Source organism: Amycolatopsis sp. NBC_01307, assembly GCF_035975215.1.
GTDB lineage: Bacteria > Actinomycetota > Actinomycetes > Mycobacteriales > Pseudonocardiaceae > Amycolatopsis.
Genome location: NZ_CP108403.1, coordinates 10,068,158 through 10,093,922 on the forward strand (window position 1 = coordinate 10,068,158; position 25,765 = coordinate 10,093,922).

The 25,765-nt window shown below is 69.9% G+C and carries 22 protein-coding genes; 12 read left to right on the forward strand and 10 right to left on the reverse strand.

Features of this window, described 5'->3' with window-relative positions:
- Nucleotides 1-12: 12 nt before the first annotated feature.
- From OG439_RS45415 to OG439_RS45430, 4 genes are read right to left on the reverse strand one after another with little or no spacing between them, the layout of a single operon-like run.
- Nucleotides 13-987 carry an ABC transporter permease gene (locus OG439_RS45415; RefSeq protein WP_247061390.1) on the reverse strand — a complete coding sequence of 325 codons (975 nt, stop codon included), beginning with the start codon at nucleotides 985-987 and terminating at the stop codon, nucleotides 13-15.
- Nucleotides 984-1,946 carry an ABC transporter permease gene (locus OG439_RS45420; RefSeq protein WP_326946514.1) on the reverse strand — a complete coding sequence of 321 codons (963 nt, stop codon included), beginning with the start codon at nucleotides 1,944-1,946 and terminating at the stop codon, nucleotides 984-986. The genes OG439_RS45415 and OG439_RS45420 overlap by 4 nt, the downstream gene beginning before the upstream one ends.
- Nucleotides 1,939-3,495: a sugar ABC transporter ATP-binding protein gene (locus OG439_RS45425; protein ID WP_326946515.1), complete on the reverse strand. Its 1,557-nt coding sequence runs from the start codon at nucleotides 3,493-3,495 to the stop codon at nucleotides 1,939-1,941. Before OG439_RS45425 ends, OG439_RS45420 begins: the two co-directional genes overlap by 8 nt.
- A complete protein-coding gene (locus tag OG439_RS45430; protein WP_247061395.1) occupies nucleotides 3,495-4,571 on the reverse strand; it encodes an ABC transporter substrate-binding protein in 1,077 nt (358 codons plus the stop codon). Before OG439_RS45430 ends, OG439_RS45425 begins: the two co-directional genes overlap by 1 nt.
- Before the next feature lie 155 nt (nucleotides 4,572-4,726).
- Here OG439_RS45430 and OG439_RS45435 point away from each other — a divergent pair, with 155 nt between their 5' ends.
- Entirely contained in the window at nucleotides 4,727-5,731 is a 1,005-nt protein-coding gene (locus OG439_RS45435) for a LacI family DNA-binding transcriptional regulator (RefSeq protein ID WP_326946516.1), read from the forward strand.
- A gap of 195 nt (nucleotides 5,732-5,926) precedes the next feature.
- Here OG439_RS45435 and OG439_RS45440 read toward each other — a convergent pair whose 3' ends face one another.
- A complete protein-coding gene (locus OG439_RS45440; protein ID WP_326946517.1) occupies nucleotides 5,927-7,090 on the reverse strand; it encodes an AAA family ATPase in 1,164 nt (387 codons plus the stop codon).
- A gap of 192 nt (nucleotides 7,091-7,282) precedes the next feature.
- Here OG439_RS45440 and OG439_RS45445 point away from each other — a divergent pair, with 192 nt between their 5' ends.
- Genes OG439_RS45445 through OG439_RS45475 form a run of 7 tightly spaced genes read left to right on the forward strand, consistent with a single transcriptional unit; the run spans nucleotide 7,283 to nucleotide 16,399 of the window.
- Nucleotides 7,283-9,307, forward strand: a complete 2,025-nt coding sequence (locus OG439_RS45445; protein WP_326946518.1) for a CBM35 domain-containing protein — start codon at nucleotides 7,283-7,285, stop codon at nucleotides 9,305-9,307.
- Nucleotides 9,307-10,188 (forward strand): carbohydrate ABC transporter permease, encoded by an 882-nt coding sequence (locus OG439_RS45450; RefSeq protein ID WP_326946519.1) that lies wholly within the window; start codon nucleotides 9,307-9,309, stop codon nucleotides 10,186-10,188. The genes OG439_RS45445 and OG439_RS45450 overlap by 1 nt, the downstream gene beginning before the upstream one ends.
- Before the next feature lie 8 nt (nucleotides 10,189-10,196).
- Entirely contained in the window at nucleotides 10,197-11,078 is an 882-nt protein-coding gene (locus OG439_RS45455; protein ID WP_326946520.1) for a carbohydrate ABC transporter permease, read from the forward strand.
- Complete coding sequence (locus tag OG439_RS45460) at nucleotides 11,075-13,378, forward strand: glycosyl hydrolase family 95 catalytic domain-containing protein (protein ID WP_326946521.1); 2,304 nt, start codon at nucleotides 11,075-11,077, stop codon at nucleotides 13,376-13,378. Before OG439_RS45455 ends, OG439_RS45460 begins: the two co-directional genes overlap by 4 nt.
- Nucleotides 13,378-14,328 (forward strand): acetylxylan esterase, encoded by a 951-nt coding sequence (locus tag OG439_RS45465; RefSeq protein ID WP_326946522.1) that lies wholly within the window; start codon nucleotides 13,378-13,380, stop codon nucleotides 14,326-14,328. The genes OG439_RS45460 and OG439_RS45465 overlap by 1 nt, the downstream gene beginning before the upstream one ends.
- A gap of 22 nt (nucleotides 14,329-14,350) precedes the next feature.
- A complete protein-coding gene (locus OG439_RS45470) occupies nucleotides 14,351-15,697 on the forward strand; it encodes an ABC transporter substrate-binding protein (RefSeq protein ID WP_326946523.1) in 1,347 nt (448 codons plus the stop codon).
- Nucleotides 15,698-15,727: 30 nt separating this feature from the next.
- Nucleotides 15,728-16,399, forward strand: a complete 672-nt coding sequence (locus OG439_RS45475; protein WP_326946524.1) for a GntR family transcriptional regulator — start codon at nucleotides 15,728-15,730, stop codon at nucleotides 16,397-16,399.
- A gap of 125 nt (nucleotides 16,400-16,524) precedes the next feature.
- Here the strand turns inward: OG439_RS45475 and OG439_RS45480 are convergent, their stop codons facing one another.
- Together OG439_RS45480 and OG439_RS45485 are read right to left on the reverse strand one after the other, a co-directional pair.
- Nucleotides 16,525-17,088, reverse strand: coding sequence for a snapalysin family zinc-dependent metalloprotease (locus OG439_RS45480; protein WP_326946525.1), 564 nt, complete (start codon nucleotides 17,086-17,088; stop codon nucleotides 16,525-16,527).
- A gap of 187 nt (nucleotides 17,089-17,275) precedes the next feature.
- Nucleotides 17,276-17,767, reverse strand: a complete 492-nt coding sequence (locus tag OG439_RS45485) for a winged helix-turn-helix transcriptional regulator (protein ID WP_326946526.1) — start codon at nucleotides 17,765-17,767, stop codon at nucleotides 17,276-17,278.
- Nucleotides 17,768-17,867: 100 nt separating this feature from the next.
- Between OG439_RS45485 and OG439_RS45490 the strand changes: the two genes are divergently transcribed.
- From OG439_RS45490 to OG439_RS45500, 3 genes are all read left to right on the forward strand, one after another.
- Nucleotides 17,868-18,572 (forward strand): SDR family oxidoreductase, encoded by a 705-nt coding sequence (locus OG439_RS45490; RefSeq protein WP_326946527.1) that lies wholly within the window; start codon nucleotides 17,868-17,870, stop codon nucleotides 18,570-18,572.
- Nucleotides 18,573-18,716: 144 nt separating this feature from the next.
- Entirely contained in the window at nucleotides 18,717-19,280 is a 564-nt protein-coding gene (locus OG439_RS45495) for a TetR/AcrR family transcriptional regulator (protein ID WP_326951784.1), read from the forward strand.
- A gap of 104 nt (nucleotides 19,281-19,384) precedes the next feature.
- Nucleotides 19,385-20,578 (forward strand): cytochrome P450, encoded by a 1,194-nt coding sequence (locus tag OG439_RS45500; protein WP_326946528.1) that lies wholly within the window; start codon nucleotides 19,385-19,387, stop codon nucleotides 20,576-20,578.
- Nucleotides 20,579-21,057: 479 nt separating this feature from the next.
- Here the strand turns inward: OG439_RS45500 and OG439_RS45505 are convergent, their stop codons facing one another.
- Both OG439_RS45505 and OG439_RS45510 read right to left on the reverse strand, forming a co-directional pair.
- A complete protein-coding gene (locus OG439_RS45505) occupies nucleotides 21,058-21,852 on the reverse strand; it encodes a siderophore-interacting protein (protein ID WP_326946529.1) in 795 nt (264 codons plus the stop codon).
- The gene (locus OG439_RS45510; RefSeq protein ID WP_326946530.1) at nucleotides 21,849-24,122 is read right to left on the reverse strand and encodes an excinuclease ABC subunit UvrA; all 2,274 of its coding nucleotides are present in this window, start codon (nucleotides 24,120-24,122) and stop codon (nucleotides 21,849-21,851) included. Before OG439_RS45510 ends, OG439_RS45505 begins: the two co-directional genes overlap by 4 nt.
- A gap of 76 nt (nucleotides 24,123-24,198) precedes the next feature.
- Here OG439_RS45510 and OG439_RS45515 point away from each other — a divergent pair, with 76 nt between their 5' ends.
- Entirely contained in the window at nucleotides 24,199-25,029 is an 831-nt protein-coding gene (locus OG439_RS45515) for a TetR/AcrR family transcriptional regulator C-terminal domain-containing protein (RefSeq protein ID WP_326946531.1), read from the forward strand.
- Here OG439_RS45515 and OG439_RS45520 read toward each other — a convergent pair.
- Nucleotides 24,971-25,765, reverse strand: a complete 795-nt coding sequence (locus tag OG439_RS45520) for a methyltransferase domain-containing protein (RefSeq protein WP_326946532.1) — start codon at nucleotides 25,763-25,765, stop codon at nucleotides 24,971-24,973. The genes OG439_RS45515 and OG439_RS45520 overlap by 59 nt on opposite strands.

The following is a 25,765-nucleotide window of genomic DNA, read 5'->3' on the forward strand; positions in this document are numbered from 1 at the left end:
GGGGAAGGGAGCTCAGCGGGTTCGGGACCGAGCCAGCAGGCGCTGGATCACCACGACGATGAGCAGGAAGGCCCCGCTCACCACCGTCTGGTAGTTGGAGTCGAGCGTGCCGACCTGGTTGATGACGTTCTGGATCAGCACCCGCAGCAGCACGCCGACGAGCGTGCCGACGATCGTCCCGGCGCCGCCGGTGAGCAGCGTGCCGCCGATGACGACGACCGAGATCGCGTCCAGCTCGGTGCCGACGCCGATCACCGTGACGCCGGACTGCAGGTACGCGGCGGTGAGGATGCCCGCGAAGCCGGCGAGGGCGCCGCTCAGCGTGTAGAGCGCGATCTTCGTGCGGACCACCGGCAGGCCCATCAGCAGCGCCGACTGCTCGGCACCGCCGATGGCGAACACCGACTGGCCGAACCCGGTGCGCCGCAACAGGACGCCGCCGAGTGCGAAGAGGACGAGCGTCAGGTACACCGGGACGCCGACGCCGAAGATCGTGCCCTGCCCGAGCCAGAGGATCGCCGAGCCGGGCTCGATCTTGAACGTCGTCGCGCCTTCGGAGGTGATGGCGAGCAGCAGGCCGCGGGCGAACAGCAGCGTCGCCAGCGTCACGATGAACGGCGCCATCCCGGTGCGGGCGATGAGCACGCCGTTGAGGAAGCCGATCGCCGAGCACACCACCAGCGGCAGCAGGAGCGCCACGAGCAGGCCGTACTGCGCGCCGTACGCGGCGAGCACGCCGCCGAGCGCGTAGTTCGAGCCGACCGACAGGTCGATGCCGCCGGAGATGATCACGAACGTCATGCCGAGCGCGATCACCGCGAGGAACGAGCCCTGCAGCGCGAGGTCGCGCAGGTTGTCCGCGGACCCGAAGCGCGGGAACGCGAACCACGCGGCGGCGAGGCCGAGCACGAGCACGACGGCCGCGCCCTGGCGCTGCAGCACCCCGGCGAACGCGGCGTTGCGAGCTGTCGTCTGGGTGGCGGTCATTTGCGGCTCCGCTCACGGGCGACGTAGACGGCGACGACGATGATGGCCGCCTGGACCATCTGCGCCGTCGAGTCCGGCAGGTTGTGCTTGATCAGGGTGGCGTGCACCAGCTGCATGAGCAGCGCGCCGAACACGGTGCCGAGCACGCGGACCCGGCCGCCGGTCAGCGGCGTGCCGCCGACGACGACCGCGGTGATCGCGGACAGCTCCATCAGCAGGCCGAGGTCGTTGGGGTCGCTGGCGCCCAGCCGCGACGTCGCGAGCACGCCGGCCACCGCGGCCAGCGCCCCGGAGATGACGTAGACGCCGACCAGCACGCGCTTCACCGGGAGCCCGGCCAGGGAGCTGGCCGTCCGGTTGCCGCCGACGGCGACCAGCTGGCGGCCGAACGTCGTGCGCTGCACCAGCAACCCGGCCAGCACCGCGAGCACGCCCGCGACGATGACCATGACCGGCACGCCGAGGACGTCACCCGTGCCCAGCGCCAGGAAGTCCTCGTTGCGCAGCTGGACGAGCTGGCCGTGCGCGATCACGAGCGCGAGCCCGCGGCCGCCGACGAGCAGCGCCAGTGTCGCGATGATCGGCTGGATCCCCAGGTAGGCCACCAGGTAGCCGCTGAACAGGCCGGACAGGATGCCCGCGATCACCGCGACGATGACCGCCGTCAGCGGCCCGGCGCCGAGGTAGAGCGGGATGAGCGCGGCGGCGATCGACATCACCGAGCCGACCGACAGGTCGATGCCCTCGGTGCCGATCACCAGCGCCATGCCGAGCGCGACGATGCAGACCGGCGCGGCCTGCACCAGCTGCGTGCGGAAGTTGGCCGCGGACAGGAAGTTCTCGGTGAAGAAGACGTTGAACAGCAGCAGCACGACGACGGCCAGGTAGACGCCGTAGTTCTGCAGCCAGGCGGTGACCTTGGCCCGGTCCGGTGCCCTGGTCAGGGTGGCGCTAGACATCGTTGTCACCTTCCGCTGCGATCGCGGCCAGGACGTTTTCCTCGGTGATGCCGTCGCCGGTCAGCTCGCCGACGACCGAGCCGTCGCGCAGGACGACGACGCGGTCCGAGCCGTCGATCAGCTCTTCCAGCTCGGACGAGATGAGCAGCACGCCGAGGCCTTCCTTCGCGAGTTCGTCGATCAGCGCCTGGACCTCGGCCTTCGCGCCGACGTCGATGCCGCGGGTCGGCTCGTCGAGCAGCAGGATCTTCGGGCCGGTGGCGAGCCAGCGGGCGAGCAGCACCTTCTGCTGGTTGCCGCCGGACAGCTCGGACACCTTCTGCTCGGGGCTCGAAGCCTTGATCCGCAGGCGCTCCATGAAGATCTTCACGACCTTGTCCTGCTTGGCCTTGCTGACCAGGCCGAACGGCGAGAGCGTCGGGAGCGCGGCGAGCACGATGTTCTCGCGGACCGACAGGTTCGGGATGATCCCGTCGGTCTTGCGGTCCTCGGCCAGCAGCGCGATGCCCGCGCGCATCGCCGCCGCGACCTTGCCCTTCTTGAGCGGCTTTCCGGCGAGCAGCACGGATCCGCCGTCGAGCGGGAACGCGCCGACGATGGCCCGCGCGGTCTCGCTGCGGCCGGAGCCGAGCAGCCCGGCCAGGCCGACGACCTCGCCGGGCCGGATGCTGACCGAGACGTCGTGCAGCCGGCGCATACCGGACAGGTGCTCGGCCTTGAGCAGCGGTTCGCGCTCGACGTCGTGTTCCTCGCCGAACGCCGTGACGCCTTCTTCGCGGATCTGGCGGATCTCGCGCCCGAGCATCAGCGACACCAGCTCGATGCGCGGGAGCTTGGCCAGCGGTCCACTGTGGACGACGCGGCCGTCGCGCAGCACGGTGACGCTGTCGCAGACCCGGTACAGCTCGTCCATCCGGTGGCTGACGTAGACGATCGCGATGCCTTCGGCGTGCAACCGGTTCAGCACCTGGAAGAGCGTCTCGACCTCACGCGGTTCGAGCGACGACGTCGGTTCGTCCATGATGACGACCTTCGCCTCGGTCGACACCGCGCGGGCGAGGGCGACCATCTGCTGCGCGCCGACGCCCAGGGTGTGCAGCGGGCGCTTGACGTCGTCGTCGATGCCGTAGCCCTTGAGCAGCTCGCGGGCGTCGGCGTACATCTTGGACCAGTCGACGAGCCCCGCTCTGGTGCGCGGTTCGCGGCCGAGGAAGACGTTGCTGGCGATGCTCATCAGCGGGACGAGGTTGACCTCCTGGTAGATCGTGGAGATCCCGGCCCGCTGCGCTTCGATCGGCCGCTTGAACGTCACCGGCTCGCCGAGGTGGCGGACCTCGCCCTCGTCGGGCTGGTAGACGCCGGTGAGCACCTTGATCAGCGTCGACTTGCCGGCGCCGTTCTCCCCGACGAGGGCGTGCACCTCGCCGGGGGCGAGCCGGAAGCTGACGTCGTCGAGCGCGAGGGTGCCGGGGAACCGTTTGGTCACCCCGGCCACCTCGAGCACCGGTGCGGTCGTCATCGCGACGTCCTCTTCGGTGGCTGCGGTCATCAGTACGCGTTCCCGACCTTCTGCGCCGCGTTGGTCTCGTCGTACTGGTCGTCGGTGATCACGATGCTCGGCGCGATCGGCTGGCCGTCGGCGAACTTCTGGAGCGTGTCGAAGGCGAGCTGGCCGAAGCGCGGGTTGGACTCGATGACGGCGTTGTAGCTGCCGTCGGCGATCAGCTGCACGGCGTTGCGCGTGCCGTCGACCGAGACGACCTTGACGTCCTTGCCCGGCGCCTTGCCCGCGGTCTTGAGCGCGTTGACGGCGCCGATGCCCATCTCGTCGTTCTCGGCGTAGACGGCGGTGAGGTCCGGGTGGCTCTGGATGAGCTGCTCCATGACGGCCTGGCCCTTGGACCGGTCGAACTCGCCGGTCTGCTCGGCGACCACGGACAGGCCGGGCGTCTTGGCCAGCTCGTCCTTGAAGCCCGAGGTGCGGTCGGTCGTCACGTTGTTGCCCGACGCGCCGAGCAGGATCGCAACCTTCCCGTTACCGCCGGTCGCCTTCACCATCGCGTCGGCCGCGCGCTTGCCCTGCTCGACGAAGTTGGAGCCGATGAAGGTCAGGTAGTCGGTGCACGGCGCCGACGTCACCTTGCGGTCGACGGTGACGACCGGGACCTTCTTGGCCTTCGCGGCGTCGAGCGCCGGCTGGAGGCCGTCGGAGTTCAGCGGCGCGACGATCAGCAGCTGCGCGCCCCGGTCGAGCAGCGACTTGATGTCGCTGATCTGCCGGTTGAGGTCGCTCTGGGCGTTGGTGACGAGCAGCTTGTCGGTGGGGATGCCGAGCTTCGCGGCCTGGTCGCGAATGGACTGCGTCTCGGCGATCCGGAAGGGGTTGGCCTCCTTTTCGGACTGCGAGAAGCCGATCACCGCGGTCTTCGGGTCGATCTTGGGGTAGCCGGTCTTCGCCAGCGTGCAGCCGTCGGCGGAGGGCGCGGCGGAAGAGGCGGACGCGGCCGGCCCGCCGCCGTTCGACGGTGCGGCCGGGGTCTCCTCCCGAGCGGTGCAGGAGGTGAGGGTGAGCGCGGCGGCGGCCGCGGTGACCAGGACCAGGCGGGGACGGGTGGACAGCGGCACAGCGACTCCTCGGGCAGCGACGGTGGTGGCCCGCTCACCGGGGTGATCGGAGTCACCGCGGGAGCCTTGAGGTACTTTTTACATCGTTGGAACAACGTTGTAAACCGGCAAATTGTCGCTATGCTCTGGCTCACGCCGATGTGAAGGGATCGCCCGTGACCGTGACGCTCAAGGACGTCGCCACGCTCGCCGGAGTGTCGGTGAAGACGGTGTCGAACGTGGTGAACGGCTATGCCTTCGTCAAGCCGGAGAACCGCCGGCGCGTCGAAGAAGCCCTGGCGGCGACCGGTTACCGGCCGAACGTGGGGGCGCGCAACCTGCGTCGCGGCCGCACCGGGTTCCTGGCGCTGATGGTGCCGGAGCTGTCCATCCCGTACTTCGGCGAACTCGCCGGCCTGGTCATCACGGCGGCCCAGAAACGCGGCTGGAGTGTCTTGATCGAACAGACCCAGGGCACACGCGAGCGCGAGCGCAAGACGCTGTCGTCGCTGGGCCCCCACCTGGTCGACGGCGCGCTGGTCCACCCGGAGGCGCTGGAGGCCGCGGATTTTCCGGACGAACCGGGCGGCATCCCCCTGGTGATGCTGGGCGAGCACGCGGTCGACGTCCCCATCGATCACGTCGCGATAGACAACGTCCTGGCCGCGCACATGGCCGTGTCCCACCTGGCCTCCCTGGGCCGCACCCGCATCGCGGCGATCGGCCGCAACCCGGCGCGCGGCACGTCGTCCCAGCGCCTTGCGGGCTACCGCTCCGCGCTGACCGACGCGGGACTGTCCTATTCGGACTCCCTGGTGGCGCCGGCCGAGAAGTGGCACCGAGGTTACGGAGCGGCGGCGATGAAGTCGCTGCTGGCGTTGCCGTCGCGGCCTGATGCGGTCTTTTGTTTCAACGACCTGCTGGCGATCGGCGCACTGCGGGCGGTGGCGGAGCTGGGGCTCCGGGTACCCGAGGACGTCGCGATCGTGGGCTTCGACAACAACGAGGAGAGCGCGTTCTCCCTACCGGCGTTGACGACGATCGCCCCGGACAAGACGGCGTTGGCGGAAGCGGCGATCGACCTGGTGCACCGCCGCATCACGGGGGAGAAGTCGGCACCACCACAGGACGTCCAGACACCGTTCGCACTGGAGATCCGCGAAAGCACCAAGGGCCGCTGACCCGTACCTGGACAGTCGCCTCTCGTACCCACACGGTCGGCTCACGTACCTGGACGGTCGGCTCACGAACCTGAGCAGTCGGCTCGCGAATCGACTCTCCCGGCACGCGAGCCGACCCTCTGGGTACGCGAACCGACCCTCTGGGTACGTGAGCCGACTCTCCCGGTACGCGAGCCCACCCGCTGGGGCCAGGCGTCAGCGGGTGGGCCAGTGCCACGACGGGCGGTCCAACCTCCCCTGGCCGACCAGCTTCGTCTCGCCGTACTCCTTCTCCAGCTCCACCTCGCCCACCTCCGCGATCTCCGACAGCGCCCTGATCAGCGGCTGCGCGTGCGAGACCACCACCACCTGGGTCTCCTTCGCCGCGACGGCGATCAGCGATGCCAACGCCGGCAACAGGTCCGGGTGCAGGCTGGTCTCCGGCTCGTTCAGCACCAGCAGTTCCGGGGGACGCGGCGTCAGCAGCGCCGCCACCCACAGCAGGAACCGTAGAGTTCCGTCCGACAGCTCGGCGGTTTCCAGCGGGCGCAGCAGGCCGTGCTGGTGGAAGCGGACCGTGAACCGGCCCTCCGGTGCCACCACCTCCAGGCGTGATCCCGGGAACGCCTGGTCCACCACCGCGTCCAGCTCCGAAGCGCGGCCGATCTCGATGATCGTGCGCAAGGCCGCCGCCAGGTCGGCGCCGTCGTGGGAGAGCACCGGGGTGCGGGTGCCGATCTGGGACTGGCGGGCCGGAGCCGCCGCGTCCGTGCGGAAGTGGTCGTAGAACCGCCAACCGCGGATGCGCTCGCGGACCACCAGCAGCTCCGGGCACGCCCTCGGGTCGGCGAACTCGCTCAGCATGCTGTCCGTCAACCGGATCTTGTGGACGTCCTCGCCCCAGCCGCCGGACGCCACCCGCGTGCGGACCGCCGGGCCCGAGCGGTCGGCCAGCAACGCCGACGGGCGGAGCACCGGGCCGGACCACACCGCCTCGCGCTTGAACTCCGGGTCGCGGTTGAACATCGTGTCCAGGGGCTGCGGCAGGCCCAGGTCGAGCGCGTAGCCGTACTCGTCGCCCGCGAACCCCAGCCGCAGGCCGCGGGCCTTCGTCCGCACCGTGCCCCGGACCGGCGTGCGCCCCTCGCGCACCGACCGCCCGATCGTCTCCGGGCCGGCCCACAGCGTCGACGGCAGCCCGCCCTCGTGGGCCAGCGCCGCCACGGCGCCGTTGCGGGACGCGTCCGCCAGCAGCCGCAGCGCCCGGTACAGGCTCGACTTGCCGCTGCCGTTCGGCCCGGTGACGACGGTAAGCCCGGACAGCGGCAGCACCAGGTCGCGCAGCGAGCGGTAGTTCTCGACGGCCAGCGTGGTCAACATGCCTCGAACCTAACCGCCACCCCCGACAACTTCCGATTCATCAGATCTTTGGTCACGCGCAAGCGTTGACAGCATCGGGCCTGTGCAGTCAGAATCTCCAGTCGTCGATCCTATAGGATCCATGGTTCTCGCAATACGGGCCGTGGTCCTCCGATGTCTGACGTAGTTCTCCCGACCTCGAAGGAGTGGTCAATGGCAGCCTCCCGTGTCAGCCGGGCCCTGGGTGTCCTCGGCGGCTTGACCGTGCTCGCGGGCCTGCTCACGGCGCCGACAGCGGCCCAAGCGGCCCAAGCGGCCCAAGCGGCCCAAGCGGCCCCGGAGAACCGGCAGCAGCCGCTCGCCCAGAAGCCGTACCTGGGCTGGAGCAGCTGGAGCCTCGAGTCGACGAACTACCCCGGCGTCAACCCGACCGGTTCGGCGAGCTGGCTCACCGAAAAGCACGTCCTGCAGCAGGCGGACGTCCTCGCGGCGAAGTTCAAGCAGCACGGCTACGAGTACGTCAACATCGACGCCGGCTGGTCCAACGCCTTTGACCAGTACGCCCGCCCAGTGGTCAACCCGGCGACGTTCCCGGACGGCATGAAGTACGTCGCCGACTACGTCCACAAGAAGGGCCTCAAGCTCGGCTCGTACCTGGCGGTCGGCCTGGACCTCAAGGCCTACAACGACGGCAACTCCCCGATCGCGGGCACCACGAACTGCCACACCAAAGACCTCGTCTACCCCGACCTGCGCAAGACCAACGGCTGGGACTCCGCCTACAAGATCGACTTCACGGACCCGTGCGCCCAGTCCTACGTGGACTCCGTGGCGCAGCTGCTGGCCGGCTGGGGCGTCGACTTCCTCAAGCTCGACGGCGTCGGCCCCGGCTCCTTCAAGGGCGGCCCGAACTACACCAACACCACCGACGTCGAGGCGTGGCACAGAGCCATCGCCAAAACCGGCCGCCCGATGGAGGTCGTCGTCTCCTGGGCGCTGAGCCACCGCCAGGCCGATGTCTGGAAGGCGAACACGAACGGCTGGCGCGTCGACACCGATGTCGAGTGCTACTGCGACACCCTCGTGACCTGGAACAACTCGGTCAAGCAGCGCTGGAACGACGTCGTGCAGTGGATCCCCGACGCCGGCCCCGGGCACTGGAACAACCTCGACTCCCTCGACGTCGGCAGCGGAAAGATGGACGGCCTCACCGAGGCCGAGCGCCAGAGTTACATGACGCTCTGGGCGATCGAGGCCGCGCCGCTCTACATCGGCGACGACCTGACCCAGCTCGACGACTACGGCGTCAAGCTCCTGACCAACGACGAGGTCATCGCCGTCAACCAGGCCGGGATTCCCGCCAAGCCGGTGAGCCAGACCAGCGACCAGCAGGTCTGGTCGAACCGCAACGCCGACGGCAGCTACACGGTCGCCCTGTTCAACCTCGCCGCGACGCCCGCCCGCGTCACCGCGGACCTCGCACAGCTCGGCATCACCGGCCCGGTCCAGATCCGCGACCTCTGGTCCCACAAGGAAAGCACCGCTTCCGCCGACCTGCCGGTGCACGGCTCGCGCCTGCTGAAGGTCACCCCGCGCGACCGCGACACGCTGCAGGCGCCTGGTGTCGTGCACGCCACCGGCGTCACCGGCACCGCCGTCTCGCTGGCCTGGGACGCGTCGAAGGGCGCGCAGAACTACGACGTCTTCGCGAACGGTCACAAAATGACGTCCACCAACACCGCCAACGCGACCGTCACCGGGCTCAAGGCCTCGACCGCGTACGACTTCACGGTTGTGGCGAACCAGTGGAACGGCCGCCCGTCCGCGCCGAGCCAGAAGTACTCCCTGACGACACCGGCAGCCGACGGCCCGAAGACGTACGAGGCGGAGAACGGCACTCCGCAGGGCGGCGCGACCGTCTACGACTGCGCGTGCTCGGGCGGCAAGAAGGTCGGCTACCTCGGTGGCAGCGGCTACGTCGTGCTGCCGGCGGTGACCGTGCCCAAGGCCGGCGTCTACCTCCTGCAGTTGTCCTATGTGGACGCCGACTCCAGCCGGACCGGCATCGTGACGATCAACGGCAGCTCGTTCCCGCTGCCCGTCGCCGGGAGCAACGACGACGACTGGAACACGCCGCAGAGCACGACCGTCCAGGTGTGGCTCCAGGCCGGCGCCAACACGGTCCAGATCGGCAACCAGGCCGGGTACGTCTACGACGTCGACAAGATCACCGTCTAGTGGGGTCGGTCGCCCACCGGCGGGACGCGCCGATCGCGTGGCTGCTCATCAGCCCCGCGCTCGCCGGGTTCGCCGTGTTCTTCGCCTACCCGACCCTGCGCGGGCTGTACCTGAGCTTCACCGAGTTCCACGTCCTGTCCGAACCGCGCTGGATCGGCCTGGGCAACTTCCGGGAACTCTTCGGCGACGCCACGTTCTGGCACTCGCTGGTCGTCACGATCTACTTCGTGACGGTCTCGGTGGTGCTGGGCATCCTGGTTTCCCTGGTGACGGCGGTGATCCTGCACCGGCTCGCGGTGTCGGCCACCGTCCGCGGGCTGATGATCCTGCCGTTCCTCATCTCCGGCGTCGTCACCGCGCTGGTCTGGTCGTGGATGCTCGACCCGCAGCTCGGCATCGTCAACGTCGTCATCACGAAGCTCACCGGCGAGCCGGTGCTGTTCTTCGGCTCGGGCGGCTGGGCGGTGCCGACGCTGGCCGGGCTCAACGTCTGGAAGTCCATGGGCTACAACGCGGTCCTGATCTTCGCCGGGCTGCAGACCATCCCGGCGACGATCTACGAGGCCGGCCGGATCGACGGCGCGAGCGAGCTGCAGATGTTCCGCCGGCTCACCGTGCCGCTGCTGCGGCCGATCCTGGTGATGGTCGTGGTGCTGACGGTGATCAGCTCGTTCCAGATCTTCGACATCGTGCAGGTGACGACCAAGGGCGGTCCGGCGGACGCGTCGAAGGTGCTGCAGATGTACATCTACGACAAGGCGTTCGGCCAGTTCGACTTCGGGTACGCCGCGACCATGTCGCTCGCGCTGTTCGTGCTGCTGGCCGCCGTCACCTTCGCTCAGCTCCGGATGGCTCGCGCCGGCGAGTCCGACACCGATTAGGAGGTTTCGTGCGCAGACGGTTGTCCCCGGGCCGGCTCGTCGCCTGGGCGTACCTCGTGATCGTCCTGGTGGTGACGATCTTCCCGTTCTACTGGATCGTGCGGACGGCGCTGTCGAACAACTACGCGATGGCGACGGACCCGTCTTCACTGGTCCCGGTCGACTTCACGCTGGGCGCGTTCAAACGCGCGCTCGGCCTGGCGTCCCCGGCCGAAGCCGCCGCGCAGGGCGGGTCGGCCGCGTCGATCGACCTGCTGTCGGCGCTGCGGAACTCGATCGTCTACGCGGTGCTGCTCACCGTCTGCACGGTGTTCTTCTCCGCGCTGGCCGCGTTCGCGTTCTCGCGGCTGCGGTGGAAGGGGCGCAACGCGCTGTTCGCGGTGCTGCTGACCGCGTTGATGGTGCCGCAGGTGCTGACGCTGCTGCCGAACTTCGTGCTGATCAAGGACCTCGGTCTGCTCAACAGCTTCGGCGGGATGATCCTGCCGACGGCGTTCTTCTCCGCGTTCAACATCTTCTTCCTGCGCCAGTTCATGCTCGGCCTCAGCACCGAGATCGAGGAAGCCGCGATCATCGACGGCGCCGGCCCGCTGCGCGTCTGCTTCCGGATCGTGCTCCCGATGAGCGCCGCCCCGATTGCGACCCTGGGCCTGCTGACGTTCATCAACACCTGGAACGACTACCTGTGGCCGCTGCTGGTCACCAACGACGACACCGTCCGCCCGCTGACCTTGGCGCTCGCGGTGTTCAAGCAGTCGTCGCCGCAGGCGGCCCTGGACTGGGCCGGCCTGATGGCCGCCACGCTCGTCGCCGCGCTCCCGATGCTCCTGCTGTTCGTGGCGTTCGGCCGCCGCTTGGTCAATTCCATCGGCTTCACGGGGTTGAAATGACGGATCTCCTGCTCTCCTGGCCACACCCGGCCGCGGAATGGACCGAGGCCATGCCGATCGGCAACGGCCGGCTCGGCGCGATGGTCTTCGGCGGCGCCGGCCGCACGCGGATCCAGGTCAACGACGCCACGGTCTGGTCCGGCACGCCGAATGGTCCCGCGTCTGCTTTGAAGGACATCGACGCTGGACCGGACCAGCTCGCCGAGGTGCGCGAAGCCGTGTTCGCGAAGGACTTCCGGCGAGCCGAAGACCTCCTGATGGCGTTCGAAGGGCCGTACAGCCAGGAATTCCTGCCTTATGTGGACCTCTGGCTGACGCTGCCCGAAGGCACCTCCCACGGCCGGACGCTCAACCTCGACAACGGCGTCGCGACCGAACGGCTCACCATCGGCGGTCACGACGTCGAGCGGACGACCTGGGTGAGCCGTCCCGCGCAGGCGCTGTGCGTCGCACTGACGTCGTCCGGGCCCCTGGACGTCGAAGTCGATGTGTCGACACGGCTGCGGGAGGTCTCGCGAGATGGCCTCGACCTCGGCATCGAGATCCCGATCGACGGCGCGCCGCGGCATGAACCGCAGGTGGAAGAGCCGTTGCGGTACGGCACCGCGGACGGCTACGACCCCTTCGCCGCGGTCGCCGTCCGCGTCAGCCGCACCCGCACCCGCACCCGCACCCAGGTCCTGATCACCCTGGCCAGCTCGACCAGCGCGTACGACGCCTGGATCGGCGACCGCCAGCACACTCGCGACGAGCACCGTCGACGCGCCGCGGTCCTCGCCGAGCAGGCCATCAAGACCGGGACGGCGGAGCTGCGACGCGCGCACGAAGCCGACCTGCGGCCCTTGCTGAGCGCGTCCTCGCTCAGGATCGGCGACCGTCGCGGCGGCACCCACGACGTCGCCGAACTGCTGTCCGGAACGGACGAGCAGCTCACCGCGACCGTCCTGTTCCAGTACGGCCGCTACCTCCTGGCCGGCGCGTCCCGGCCGGGTGCGCCACCCGCGAACCTGCAGGGCATCTGGAACGACGACCTTCGCCCGGCCTGGTCGTCCAACTACACGGTCAACATCAACACCCAGATGAACTACTGGGCCGCCGAGACGACCGGGCTCGGCGAGTGCCACCTCCCGCTGTTCGAGCTGCTCGGCAAGCTCGCGGTCACCGGCGCCGACGTCGCCCGCGAGCTGTACGGCGCGCGCGGCTGGGTCACCCACCACAACACCGACCCGTGGGGCTGGGCGCTGCCGGCCGGCATGGGGCACGGCAACCCGTCGTGGGCGCTCTGGCAGCTGGGCGGCGCGTGGCTGGTCCAGCACACCTGGGAGCACTGGGACTTCACCCGCGATCGCACCTTCCTCGAGGTGACGACCTGGCCGCTGCTGCGGGGTTGCGCGGAGTTCTGCCTGGACTGGCTGATCGAGAAAGACGGCTTCCTGGAGACGTGCCCGTCGACGTCCCCGGAGAACCTCTTCCTGTCCGAAGCCGGGACGAAGGAGTCGCTGGCGTACTCGGTGACGATGGACGTCGCGCTGATTCGCGCGGTGTTCGAGCGTTGCCTCGCCGCGGCGGACGCGCTCGACGTCCACGATCCGTTGTGCGCCGAGATCGCCCTCGCCTTGCCGCGCCTGCGTCCGCTCGCCGTCACGGAAGGCGGCTGGCTGCAGGAGTGGGCCGAGGACTTCCCGGAGGACGATCCGGCGCACCGGCACATGTCGCAGATGGTCGCGCTCTACCCGCTCGGGCAGATCGACGCCGTCGCGACGCCGGACCTCGCCGAGGCGGCGCGAGTGCTGCTCGAACGCCGTGGACCAGGCGCGATGGGCTGGTCGTGGGCCTGGAAGATCGCCCTGCGCGCGCGGCTCGGCGACGGCGAGACCGCGCGGAAACTGCTCGGCGAGGCGTCGCAGCCCTTCACCGGAGACCGCCACCGCGACGCGCCGGTCGACGGCTCCGAGTGGGGCGGGCTGCTGCCCAACCTGTTCAGCACGCACCCGCCGTTCCAGATCGACGGCACCTACGGCTTCCCCGCCGGGCTCGCGGAACTGGTGCTGCAGAGCCAGAACGACGTCGTCACGCTGCTCCCGGCGCTGCCCGCGGAGTGGGCGAACGGCGAGGCGCGGGGGTTGCGCTGCCGCGGTGGGCTCGCGGTGGACCTCGAATGGCGCGAAGGTGAGCTGGTCTACGCCGTGCTGCGGCGGCTGTCCGGCGACCCGGCCGGCGTGGTGCGCGTGCGCTTCCGCGGCCGGGAGACCGAACTGCGGCTGCGGGCCGGCGAGTCCACCGTCCTGAAAGGACTCTGATGCTCACCGACCTCGGTCTCGCCGCGCTGTGGGAGTACCGCAGCGACTACGCCGCCCCCGCCGACTTCGACGAGTTCTGGACGTCGACCCTCGACGACGCCCGCGACCACGACCTGGCCCTGGAAGTCACGCCGGTCGAGACGCCGTTGCGGACCCTCGACGTCTTCGACGTGCAGTTCGCCGGCTTCGGCGGCCACCCGGTCCGCGCCTGGCTGCGGCTGCCGCGCGGCGTCGAGGGCCCGCGGCCCGCGATCGTCCAGTTCCACGGGTACGGCGGCAGCCGGGGGAGCGCGCTGCAGGAGCTGACCTGGGCGTCCGCCGGGTACGCGCACCTGCAGGTCGACGTCCGCGGCCAGGGCGGCGTGACCCCCGACCCGGTCGGCAGCGGACCCGCGTACCCCGGCCACCTGACGCGCGGCATCGACAGCCGCGAAACCTACGTCTACCGGCGGATCTTCGCCGACGCGGCCCGCGCGGTGGACGCCGTGCGCGCGCTCGACGTCGTCGACGCGGCGCGGGTCGCGGTGCTCGGCAACAGCCAGGGCGGCGGCATCGCGCTCGCCGCGGCGGCGCTGGTCCCGGACGTCGCCGCGCTGCACGCCCAAGCCCCGTTCCTCTGCGACTTCCGGCGGGCCAGCCTGATCGCGGGGGAGCGGCCGTACGTCGAGCTGACGCGGTACCTGGCCGACAAGCGGGACGCCGTCGCGCGGACGTTCGAAGTGCTGTCCTACTTCGACGGCGTCGGCTTCGCGGCCCGCGCCACCGCGCCCGCCTGGTTCTCCGCCGGGCTGATGGACGGGATCGTGCCGCCGTCCACGGTGTTCGGCGCCTACCACGCCTACAAGGGCCCGAAGCAGATCGGCGTCTGGGAATACAACGGCCACGACGCCGGCGGCGCGGACGACGTCCAGGCGGTACTCGAAGGGTTCCGGCCGATCCTGCGGCCATGACCATCCACAATGGAGTGACAAGATGAGAACTTTGGCGATCGGCCTGGTGGCGACGCTGGGAGCCCTGGTGGCCGCCTGCGGCGATGGCTCGGCGAGCGGCAACGGGAACACCGTCAACTGGTGGACCTGGGACGACAAGCAGGCGGCGGCCTACCAGAGCTGCGCGTCCGCCTTCGAGAAGGCCAACCCCGGCACCACGGTGAAGATCACGCAGTACAACGTGGACGACTACTTCACCAAGCTGACCGCCGGGTTCGTCGCGGGCACCGCGCCCGACGCGTTCCAGAACAGCGTCCAGTACTTCCAGGCCTACGCCGCGCAGCACCAGCTGCTGCCGCTGGACGACCTCGTCGCCCGCGACAAGTTCGACCTCAAGCGGTTCTCCGTCGGCGTCGACTCGTGGAAGTTCACCGACGGCAAGCAGTACGCGCTGCCGCTCGACTGGTCCGCGACCGGGCTCTACTACAACGTCGACACCATCACGAAGGCCGGTTACCAGCCCGCCGACCTGGCGAAGCTGACCTGGAACCCCGACGACGGCGGGACGTTCGAGAAGGTCGCGGCGCACCTGAGCGTCGACAAGAACGGCGTCCGCGGCGACCAGCCCGGCTTCGACAAGGACCACGTCGCCACCTTCGGCACCGGCCAGCTCGCCTCGCGGGACTTCATCGGCGAGTCGACGTGGAGCTCGTTCGCGATGACCACCGGATGGCGGCTGGCCGACAAGCAGACCTGGCCGACGAAGTTCGGCTACGACGACCCGGTGTTCGCCAAGACCATGAACTGGGTGCGCTCGCTGGCCGACCGCGGGTTCTCCCCGAAGATCGGCACGTTCACCACCGGCGGTCAGGCGACGATCAGCGACACCGACCTGATCGGCTCGGGCAAGGTGGCGATGGAGACGGCGGGCTCGTGGACGGCGGGCACGTTCGCGAAGCTGCCCGGCGTCAAGGTGGGCATCGCGCCCACCGTGCTCGGGCCGTCCGAGAAGCGCGCGCTGCTGTCCAATTCGAACGGGAACAACATCTGGGCGGGCACGAAGAACCCCGACCTGACCTGGAAGTGGGTCTCGTACATGGGTTCGCCGGACTGCCAGTCGGCCGCCGGCGCGAGCGGCACGTTCTTCCCGTCGATCCCGGCGTCGATGGACGCGGCGGCAGCGGCGATGAAGGGCCAAGGCGTCGACCTGTCGGTGTTCACCACGATGATGAAGGACGGCTCGCTCGTCCCGGCCGTCGTCTACGGCAACGGCGCCGCACTGCAGGACGCGGAACGGCCGCTGTTCGAGGCGTACTTCGCGCACCAGCGCGACGACGACGTCTTCGCCGAGATGGCGCGGAAGAGCAGCCAGATCCTGGGCAAGCAGTAGCCTGTAGTCACCAGCGATGAGGGAGTCAGGGTGAGTTCCGGACGACGGCTCGAGGCACTGCCGAACCGGCAGGTGCTGGCGGACGGCGTCTACGAGCAGATCCGGGCGCTGATCATGAACGACGGCATCGAGCCGGGCGCGCGGGTGAACATCGACGAGATCGCCCGCGAGCTCGGCGTCTCCGGCACGCCGGTGCGCGAAGCGCTGGCGCGGCTGGAGTCCGAGGAGCTGGTCAGCCGGCTGCCGTTGCGCGGTTACCGCGTCACGGAGTTGCTGAACCGCAAGGAAGTCGACGACATGTACGCGCTGCGGCTGCTGCTGGAGCCGCCGTCCGCGGCCCTGGCGGCGGCGGCGATGTCGGACGCGAGTGTCGCCGCGCTGGAAGCCGAGCTGGCGACGTGCCCGGCGGCCCCGGTCGACGACGCGTACAGCGACTACAAGGCCCTGACCGCGCACGACGCCCGGCTGCACGAGCTGATCCTGCACCTGGCCGGCAACGTCGCGGTGGAACAGGCGTTCGCCCGCACCCACTGCCACCTGCACTTCTTCCGGCTGAACTACAACCAGCCGTTCGGCGAGCAGACGATCGCCGAGCACCGCACGATCGTGGACGCCTTGGTGGCGGGCAGCGCGTCCGGCGCCCGCAAGGCGATGACCGCCCACCTGGAGGTGGCCCGGGACCGCCTGGTCTCCCGCCTCTGAACGCCGTGTCGACCCGCCAATCACGCGTGTCGGCTTCGCAATCACGTGTGTCGACCCTTCCGTCACGTGCGAAGGCCGCACCGGGCGTACCCGGTGCGGCCTCCCCCGACGACGTCAGCTGCGGGTCACTTGACCGGCATCGTCACTTCGTAGATGCGGGTCGGCGTGCCGGCCGCCGCGCGGAAACCGCTGGCCCACAGGGATTCCACCTGAGCGGACTCGTCCGCGTTCGGGTTCGCGTTGGTGCACGACGGGCCGGGGCCACCACCCGACATCAGCTCGGTGCACGGGCCTTCGTAGTGGTCCGGCAGGCCCAGCGCGTGCCCGGTCTCGTGGGCCGTGATGCGGGTCTGGTTGTACTCATCGGCCTGCGTGTAGTCGATGAAGATGGTGCCGCTGCCGTGGCCGTCGGTCTGGGCGTACGAACCCTGCGGGTCGTTGCCTTCGGTGTAGTGCAGCGTGGCGCCCGAGGAGCTTTCTTCGAGCTTGACATTCGAGACCGCCGCGTTCCAGTTCGCCGCGCCGGCGTTGATCTGGGCGCGGAAGGTGGGGGCGTCCGAGGTGTCGTAGTAGACGATCGTGGCCGCTTCGGCCTGGGCCGGGGCCGCGAAGGCCGGGGCGGCGGTCATCGGGGTGGCGATCATCGCCAGTGCGACAGCGGCTCCGGGCAGCAGGTACTTCCTGGACATCGGGACGGCTCCTCGCGGTAGGGGCAGCTGTGGGGAATTTGCCGGGTTTGCGTGTGCTGTGGTCCGAATTTACGTATCCGGGCGCCGCTTGTGACCCGACTTTCGTACTGCGTGTTTAGTGGTGATTTACCAACCATTTTGCAGTGTTGACATGCGCTGCCACGCATACGAGGATGCCCCGCCGGGCTCAGGAGATCGGCTCGGCCAGCGGGATCTCACCTTCGCTCAGCCACGAGCCGCGCCACGCCAGGTCGTCCCTGACCAGCGGTTTTCCGCAGCTGTCGCAGTTCGGGCCCGGTCGGGTGAGCTGCCCGCAGCCGGTGTGGACGAGCTTCATCGGGCCGTACGCGCTCACCGAATCGGTGTGGGCGTCACCCCACGCGCCGAGGGCGTGGAGCACCGGGAGCGCGTCCGAACCGGCCTGCGTGAGCCGGTATTCGTGCCGGGTGCGGCCGCCGTCGCGGTAGGGGAGCTTCGTCAGCAGCCCGCGGTCGACGAGCTTGCCGAGCCGGGTCGTCAGCACGTTGTCGGCGATGCCGAGCTCGCTGCGGAAGTCCTCGAACCGGGTCGTGCCCGCGGTGGCGTTGCGCAGGATCAGCAGCGTCCACGGCTCGGCCAGGACGTCGGCGGCGCGGGCGATCGGGCAGGAGGCGTCCTCCCAGGTGATGCGACGGCTCATGTGTGATCCCTTCGAGCTGGCTTGCTTGGAGCAAGTTTACGCCGTAGGGTCGCCGGTAGCTAGCTTGCAACGAGCAAGCCAGATGCGAGAGGAGCTCGATATGGAGATCACAGGTGCGGTGGCGCTGGTCACCGGGGCCAACCGCGGGCTCGGCCGGCAGTTCGCGGCCGCCCTCGTCGAACGGGGAGCGGCGAAGGTCTACGCGGCCGCGCGCAACCCGGAGTCGGTGGACCTGCCGGGAGTGATCCCGTTGCGGCTCGACGTCACGGACCCCGACTCGGTCCGCGCTGCCGCCGCGATCGCCGGGGACGTCACGCTGCTCGTCAACAACGCCGGCTCGTCCACCGGGGCGTCGGTGCTCGGCGGGTCCCTCGAGGACATCCGGCTGGAGATGGACACGCACTACTTCGGCACGCTGGCCGTGACGCGCGAGTTCGCGCCGATCCTGGAGCGCAACGGCGGCGGCGCCGTGCTCAACGTCCTTTCGGTGCTGTCCTGGTTCACCTCGCCGCAGGTCGCGGCCTACTCCGCGGCGAAGTCGGCGGCCTGGTCGCTGACCAACGCGCTGCGCCTGGAACTGGCGTCGCAGAAGACGCAGGTGACCGCGCTGCACGTCGGGTACATGGACACCGACATGGCCAAGCACGTCGACGGCCCGAAGATCGACCCGGCGGTCGTGGCCGGTCTCGCTCTCGAAGGTGTCGAACAGGGCCGCTACGAGGTGCTCGCCGACGACGTCAGCCGGGGGGTGCGCGCCGGGCTTTCCGGCGACCTGACCGGGCTGTACCCGAGCCTGGCCGCCTGAGTCCACTTAGGACGGCGAGTGGCCGCCATGGTCATTCCGGGACCCCCGGAACACGGCCGCGGCGGCCACCGGCGTATGAATGGGCGGGTGCCGGACAACGCGGGAATCGGCCGTACCAGGAATCGTTGGGGCGAAGGGGATCGGCTGCGCGGGGAAATCCTCGCGGCCGCCGCCCGGCTGCTCGCCGAGCTCGGCGGCGAGGACGGGCTGACGATCCGCGGGGTGGCCCGCGCGGTCGGGATCGCCCCGGCCAGCATCTACCAGCACTTCGCCGACCGCGCGGAACTCGTGCAGGGGCTGCTGGACTACGAATACGCGCGGCTGCGCGACTCGATGCGCGCGGCGGAGGAGTCGCTCGGCGAGACCGACGTCGTCGGCCGGGTGCGGGCGCAGATCCACGCCTACTGCGCGTTCGCCATGGACCATCCCGGACATTACCGGCTGATGCTCGCGAACGGCGCGTCTCGGCCCGATCCGGACGCGCGTGCGGAAGGGCCGCTGCTGGACGTCATCGACGGGCTGGCCGCGGCGTTCGAGCGGTGCGTCGAAGCCGGCCACCCGCTGCGGGTTTCGCCGGGTCGCGCGGCCGCGGTGGTGTTCGTCGGCGCGCACGGACGGGTCGCACTGTTCCACAGCGTGCTGCACCGGACCGGGGCCGAGCTGGTGGAGCCGTTCGTCGACGAGCTGTTGTCGCTCGTGTTCGTGTGATCTTCCCGCTGTCGCCTGAACGGAGTGTGGCGGAGTCGCGACAAGATGCTTAGCATAGCTATGTAATTTCTTGTCGAACTGTGCGGCGGCTTCGGGAGGTCCTCATGACGGACGGTGTGCCCGCTTTTCCGATGACCCGGCGGTGTCCCTTCGACCCGCCGGCCGAGCTCGGGGAACTGCAGCGTGACGAACCGGTTTCCCGCGTCAAGCTGTGGAACGGCAGCACGCCGTGGCTGGTGACGCGCTTCGAAGACTTGCGCACGATCCTGCGCGACCCGCGGGTGAGCGCCGATTCCGACCGGCCCGGCTACCCGCACCAGAGTGCGGCGTCGGCGGCGCGGCGCAACCGCGTCAAGTCGTTCATCAACATGGACGGCGCCGAGCACGCGGCCCAGCGCAAGCTGCTGACCGGCGACTTCCTGGTCAAGAAGATGGAGGCGCTGCGTCCGGCGATCCAGCGGATCGTCGACGACCTGATCGACGACCTCCTGGCAGGCCCGAAGCCGGTCGACCTCGTGCCGGCGTTCGCGCTGCCGTTGCCGTCGCTGGTGATCTGCGAGCTGCTCGGGGTGCCATACGAGGAGCGGGAGTTCTTCCAGGACATCACGAAGGTGATGATCTCGATGGACGCGGCGCCCGAAGAGGCCGTGAAGGCCACCGACGAGCTGCTCGCCTACCTTTCCCGCTTGGTGGAAAAGAAAGCGGCGTCCCCGGGCGACGACGTCCTGAGCCGCCTGGCGGTCTCGCAGCTGGGCACGATGACCGCGGAGCAGATCGCCGGGATGGGCCAGCTGCTGCTGGTGGCGGGCCACGAGACGACGGCGAACATGATCGCGCTCGGCACGGTGGCGCTGCTGGAGAACCCGGCCCAGCTGGAGCTGGTCCGGTCCGGCGACGCGGAACTGCTGCGCAGCGCGGTCGAAGAGTTGTTGCGGTACTTGAACATCACGCACTCGGGCCGCCGCCGCGTCGCCGTCGAAGACTTCGAACTCGGCGGTCAGGTCATCCACGCCGGCGACGGCATCATCGGCGCCTCGGACATCGCGAACCGCGACGACGCGGTGTTCGAGACACCGGACGAGCTGGACGTCACGCGCGGCGCTCGTCACCACGTCGCCTTCGGCTACGGCGTGCACCAGTGCCTCGGCCAGACACTGGCCCGGGTCGAGCTACAGGTGGTCTACGGCACGCTCTACCGCCGGATTCCCTCGCTGCGGCTGGCGGTTCCGGTCGAGGAACTGGAGTTCAAGAACGACATGCTGGTCTACGGCGTCCATTCGCTGCCGGTCACGTGGTGAGGATTCTGGCGGATTCCGGCTCTCTCGGATTCCGGTTCTGTCGGTGCTCACCGGTAGCCTGGAATTCGGGGGCTTCTCGTCGCTCCTGAGCTGCTGATTCGCTTGCGCCGCAACGGAATTCTCGCTGTGCTCGGCGTTCGCGAGGATCACCCGGTTTAGCGATGGTGTTCGCACACGTGTTCGGTAACGTGGGATTCGTGACGACAACGATTCTCCGCCGCGTGTTCCGGTTCCTGCGCCGCGCCCGGTCAGAGCGCGCTCCGGCCGACGTCGAGATCCGCGGTCAGGTGGCCGGTGAGGCGCGCGTCGATGTCCTGCCGTGGCACCAGTTCCAGCTTGGCCCGCCGGTCGATCGCCTCCAGAGTAGCGCGGAGACAACCGGCCGGCGGCCGCGGTTGTGCGAGAACTGCCGAGCACCTCTGACGACTGGCGGAACCTGCGGCAAGCTCGAGCAGTGCTCAGCTTCGCCCGCGAGCCCGTCAGCCGAGCTTTTCGGCGGCGTCCGCCAGATCTTCCGCCGTCGGCGCGTCGTCTTGCGTGAGCTTGCGGCGCCAGTAGCCGGTGAATTCGATGTCCCGCTTGCCGAGCCCGCGGTCGCCCACCAGGTGCCGGCGCAGCGCCCGGACCATCCCCGCCTCGCCGGCGAGCCACGCCGAGACCGAGCCGTCGCCGAGCTTCGCCTCGCGCACCGCGTCCAGCAGTGCGGCCCCGTGCGGGGCGCCGTCCCGGTGCAGCCAGTGGACGTCACCGGGCAGCGGTTGCTCCTCGGCCGCGTCCGGGACCTCCAGGAACACCACCGCGTTGTCCACTTCGGACAACAGGGACGAGACCGCGGGGATCGCCGTCTCGTCCCCGGCCAGCAGCACCGTGTCGGCCACGGGGAGCGGACGGCGGTAGGCCGCGTCCGGGCCGTACCGGCCGAGGACGTCACCCGGAGCCGCCGTGCGCGCCCAGCTCGTGGCCGGGCCGCCCGCGTCGTCGTGCAGGACGAAGTCGACGTCGATCTCGGCGAGCGCCGGGCGCCGGTCGCGCACCGTGTAGCTGCGCATCACCGGCCGTTCTTCGGCCGGGATCGCCAGGAACGCCTGGTACCAGCGCATGACGTCACCGTCGGCGGAAGGCAGGCGCACCGGGCGTCCCGGCGGCGGGAACATCAGCTTCAGCTGCTGGTCCGGCCACGCCTCCAAGACTTCCAAGCTCTCGCCGGTGAAGGTGACGCGCACCGTGCGCGGGGTCACCCGGTGGACCGCCGTCACTTCGAGCAGGCCCGTCACGGCTTTCCCAGGTACTCGCGCAGGTGGCGGGCGGTCAGGGTGGTGGCGTCGGCGACCAGCGCAGCCGGCGTGCCCTCGAAGACCACGCGGCCGCCGTCGTGGCCGGCGCCGGGGCCGAGGTCGATCAGCCAGTCGGAGTGGGCCATCACGGCCTGGTGGTGCTCGATGACGATCACCGTGTTGCCCGCGTCGACGATCCGGTCGAGCAGCGCGAGCAGCTGGTCGACGTCGGCCAGGTGCAGCCCGGTCGTCGGCTCGTCGAGGATGTACGTCGAGCCGTGCTCGGCCATCCGGATCGCCAGTTTGAGCCGTTGCCGCTCACCGCCGGACAGGGTCGTCAGCGGCTGCCCGAGCGTCAGGTAGCCGAGGCCGACGTCGGCGAGCCGGTTCAGCACCGCCCGCGCGTTGCCGGACGGGAAGAACTCGCGCGCCTCGGTGACCGGCATCGCCAGGACCTCGCTGATGTTCTTGCCCCGCAAGGTGTACGTCAGCACTTCGGGGGTGAAGCGCTTGCCTTCGCACTCCTCGCAGACCGACGCGACGCCGGCCATCATCGCCAGGTCCGTGTAGACGAGCCCGAGGCCCTTGCACTTCGGGCAGGCACCTTCGGAGTTGGCGCTGAACAGGCTCGCCTTGACCCCGTTGGCCTTGGCGAACGCCGTCCGGATCGGGTCGAGCACGCCGGTGTAGGTGGCCGGGTTCGACCGCCGCGAACCGCGGATCGCCGACTGGTCGACCACCACGACACCGTCGCGGTGGGCCAGGGAACCGTGGATCAGCGACGACTTCCCGGACCCGGCGACACCGGTGACCACGGTCAGCACGCCGAGCGGGACGTCGACACTGACGTCGCGCAGGTTGTGCAGGCTGGCGCCGGTGATCCGGAGGTGCCCGGCCGGCGCGCGGACCTCCGGGCGCACGGTGACGCGGTGGTCGAGGTGGCGCCCGGTGAGCGTGCCGGACGCGCGGAGGCCGTCGAGGTCGCCGGTGTAGCAGAGCCGTCCGCCGGCCTTGCCCGCGCCGGGACCGAGGTCGACGACGTGGTCGGCGATCCCGATGGTCTCCGGCTTGTGCTCCACGACCAGGATCGTGTTCCCCTTGTCCCGCAAGCAGAGAAGGAGGTTGTTCATCCGCTCGATGTCGTGCGGGTGCAGGCCGACGGTCGGCTCGTCGAAGACGTACGTGACGTCGGTGAGGCTCGAACCCAGGTGGCGCACCATCTTCACGCGCTGCGCCTCGCCGCCGGACAACGTGCCCGACTCGCGGTCCAGCGAGAGGTAGCCGAGGCCGATCTCGACCAGCGAGTCGAGCGTGTCGCGCAGGTTGCCCAGCAGTGGCGCGATCGAGGGCTCGTCGAGCTTCCGGACGAACTCGGCGAGGTCGCTGATCTGCATGGCCGAGCAGTCGGCGATGTTCCGGCCGTCGATCGTCGACGAGAGCGCGGCCTGGTTCAGCCGGGCGCCCCCGCAGGTGGCGCAGGTGCTGAAGGCCGCCGCCTTCTCGATGAACCCGCGCAGGCGCGGCTGCAGCGAATCGGTGTCCTTGTGCAGGTAGAGGCGCTTGACCTTCACCGCGAGACCCTCGTAGGTGACGTTGGTCTTGCCGACCTTCACCTTGCAGGAGTCCTTGTGCAGCAGGTCGTCGAGCTGCCGCGGGGTGTAGTCCCGGATCTTGGCGTCCGGGTCGTAGAAACCGGAAGCGAGGTAGGTCTGGACGTACCAGGTGTCCGGGGTGAAGCCGGGTACCTGGATGGCGCCGTCGTTGAGGGACTTGTCGAAGTCGAGCAGGGCGCGGACGTCGAGGTCGGACACCCGGCCGAGGCCCTCGCACGCCGGGCACATGCCCTCGGGCAGGTTGAAGCTGAACGCGCCGGACGTGCCGACGTGCGGCTCGCCAAGCCGGGAGAAGGCGATGCGCAGCATCGTGTGGGCGTCGGTCGCGGTGCCGACGGTCGAGCGGGAGTTGGCTCCCATCCGCTCCTGGTCGACGACGATGGCGGCGCTCAGGTTCTCCAGCAGGTCGACGTCCGGGCGCGAGAGGTTCGGCATGAACGATTGGAGGAAGGCGCTGTAGGTCTCGTTGATCATGCGCTGGGACTCGGCCGCGATGGTGCCGAAGACGAGGGACGACTTGCCGGAGCCGGACACGCCCGTGAACACCGTCAGCCGGCGTTTCGGGATGTCCAGGTCGATGCCGGTCAGGTTGTTCTCCCGGGCCCCCCGGACCTCGATCACGTCGTGGGTGTCGGCGGCCCGCCTGGGTGAGGTCATACCGTCCTTCTTGATACTTTAGGCTGTAAGGTGATTGCTCTGGTAACAATACTTTAGGCTGTAAGGAGTCGGCAAGGTGGTCGTCTTCGCCGGTCAGGGCGACGCCCGGCGGTCCATGGAGCTGCTGTGGGGCCCGCGCGTCGGCGCCCCGCGCACCGGTCCCGGGCCCAAGCCGGGGCTGAGCGTCGAGGCGATCGTCGGCGCGGCGATCGGGATCGCCGACGCCGACGGCATGGCGGCGCTGTCCATGCGCTCGGTCGGGGAGCGGCTCGGCCGCACGGCGATGGCGCTCTACACGTACGTGCCGGGCAAGACCGAGCTGGTCGACCTGATGTACGACCGGACGCTCGGCGAGCTGCCCGGGGACCCCGACCTGGCAAGCGGCTGGCGGGCGGCGGCGCTGGCCCTGGCCGACGAGCTGTGGGACCTGCACCTGCGTCACCCGTGGCTGCTGCAGGTCTCCCCGGCGCGGCCGGTGCTCGGGCCGGGGGAGTTCCACGTGCAGGAGACGCTGCTGCGCGTCCTGGCGGAGACGGGCCTGCCGCTGCCGCGCGTGCGCTGGGTGGTGTCGGCGCTGTTCAACGTCGTGCGCGGCTCGGTCCAGTCGGCGGCGGAGTCGCGTCAGGCGTCGCGCGAGACGGGGCAGTCCGAAGAGGACTGGTGGTACGCCCGGTCGGCGTTGCTCGGCGAGCTGGTCCCCGACCTCCCGGCCCGTTTCCCGACGGTGTCGGCCCTCGGCGCGGACATGGCCGCGGTCCCGGACGGCGAGCCCTACCTGGAGCGCGAGGCGCGGCTGTCGTTCGAAGCGGGGCTGGAACTGCTGCTCGACGGCGTCGAGGCGGCGATCGTCAGGGCTTCCGAGCCTCGATCTTCGGGGCCTCGTTCTTCCGGGCCTCGTTCTTCCTAGCTTCGATGAGGAACCGGGTCGTGTGGGCGACGAACGGGCCGTCGCGCTCGATCAGGTCGTGCAGCTCCCGCAGGCGCGGCCGGTACTGCTCGACCGTGAAGCCGGGCACCATCCAGATCACCTTGCGCAGGAAGTAGACCACCGCGCCGATGTCGCGGAACTCGGTGCGCAGCGACTCCGAGCGCAGGTCGACGACCTCGAGGCCGGCCTCCGAAGCCGCGGCGACGGCGTGGTCCGGGCGGCGGCCCTCGCGGACGTCGGCCGGCTGCGGGCCGAGGAAGTACTCGACCAGCTCGAACACGCTCGCCGGGCCGACCTGCTGGGAGAAGTACGTCCCGCCGGGGCGCAGCACGCGGGCGATCTCGGCCCACCACGTCCGGACCGGGTGGCGGCTGGACACGAGGTCGAACAGGTCGTCCGCGAACGGCAGCGGCGGTTCGTCCGAAGTCGCCACCACGACGACTCCGCGCGGCCGCAGCAACTCCGACGCGACAGCGACGTTCGGCGGCCAGGACTCCGTCGCCGCCATCAGCGGCGGCAGCGCCGGGCAGCCGTCGAGGACTTCGCCGCCGCCGGTTTCCAGGTCGAGGGCCGCGTGGACGTCGGCGAGGCGTTCGCCCAGCAGCCGCTGGTAGCCCCACGACGGGCGTTGCTCGGTCGCGCGGCCGTCGAGCCACGAGAAGTCCCAGCCGTCGACGGACACCGCGTCGGCTTCGGCCACCAGTTCGTCGAACAT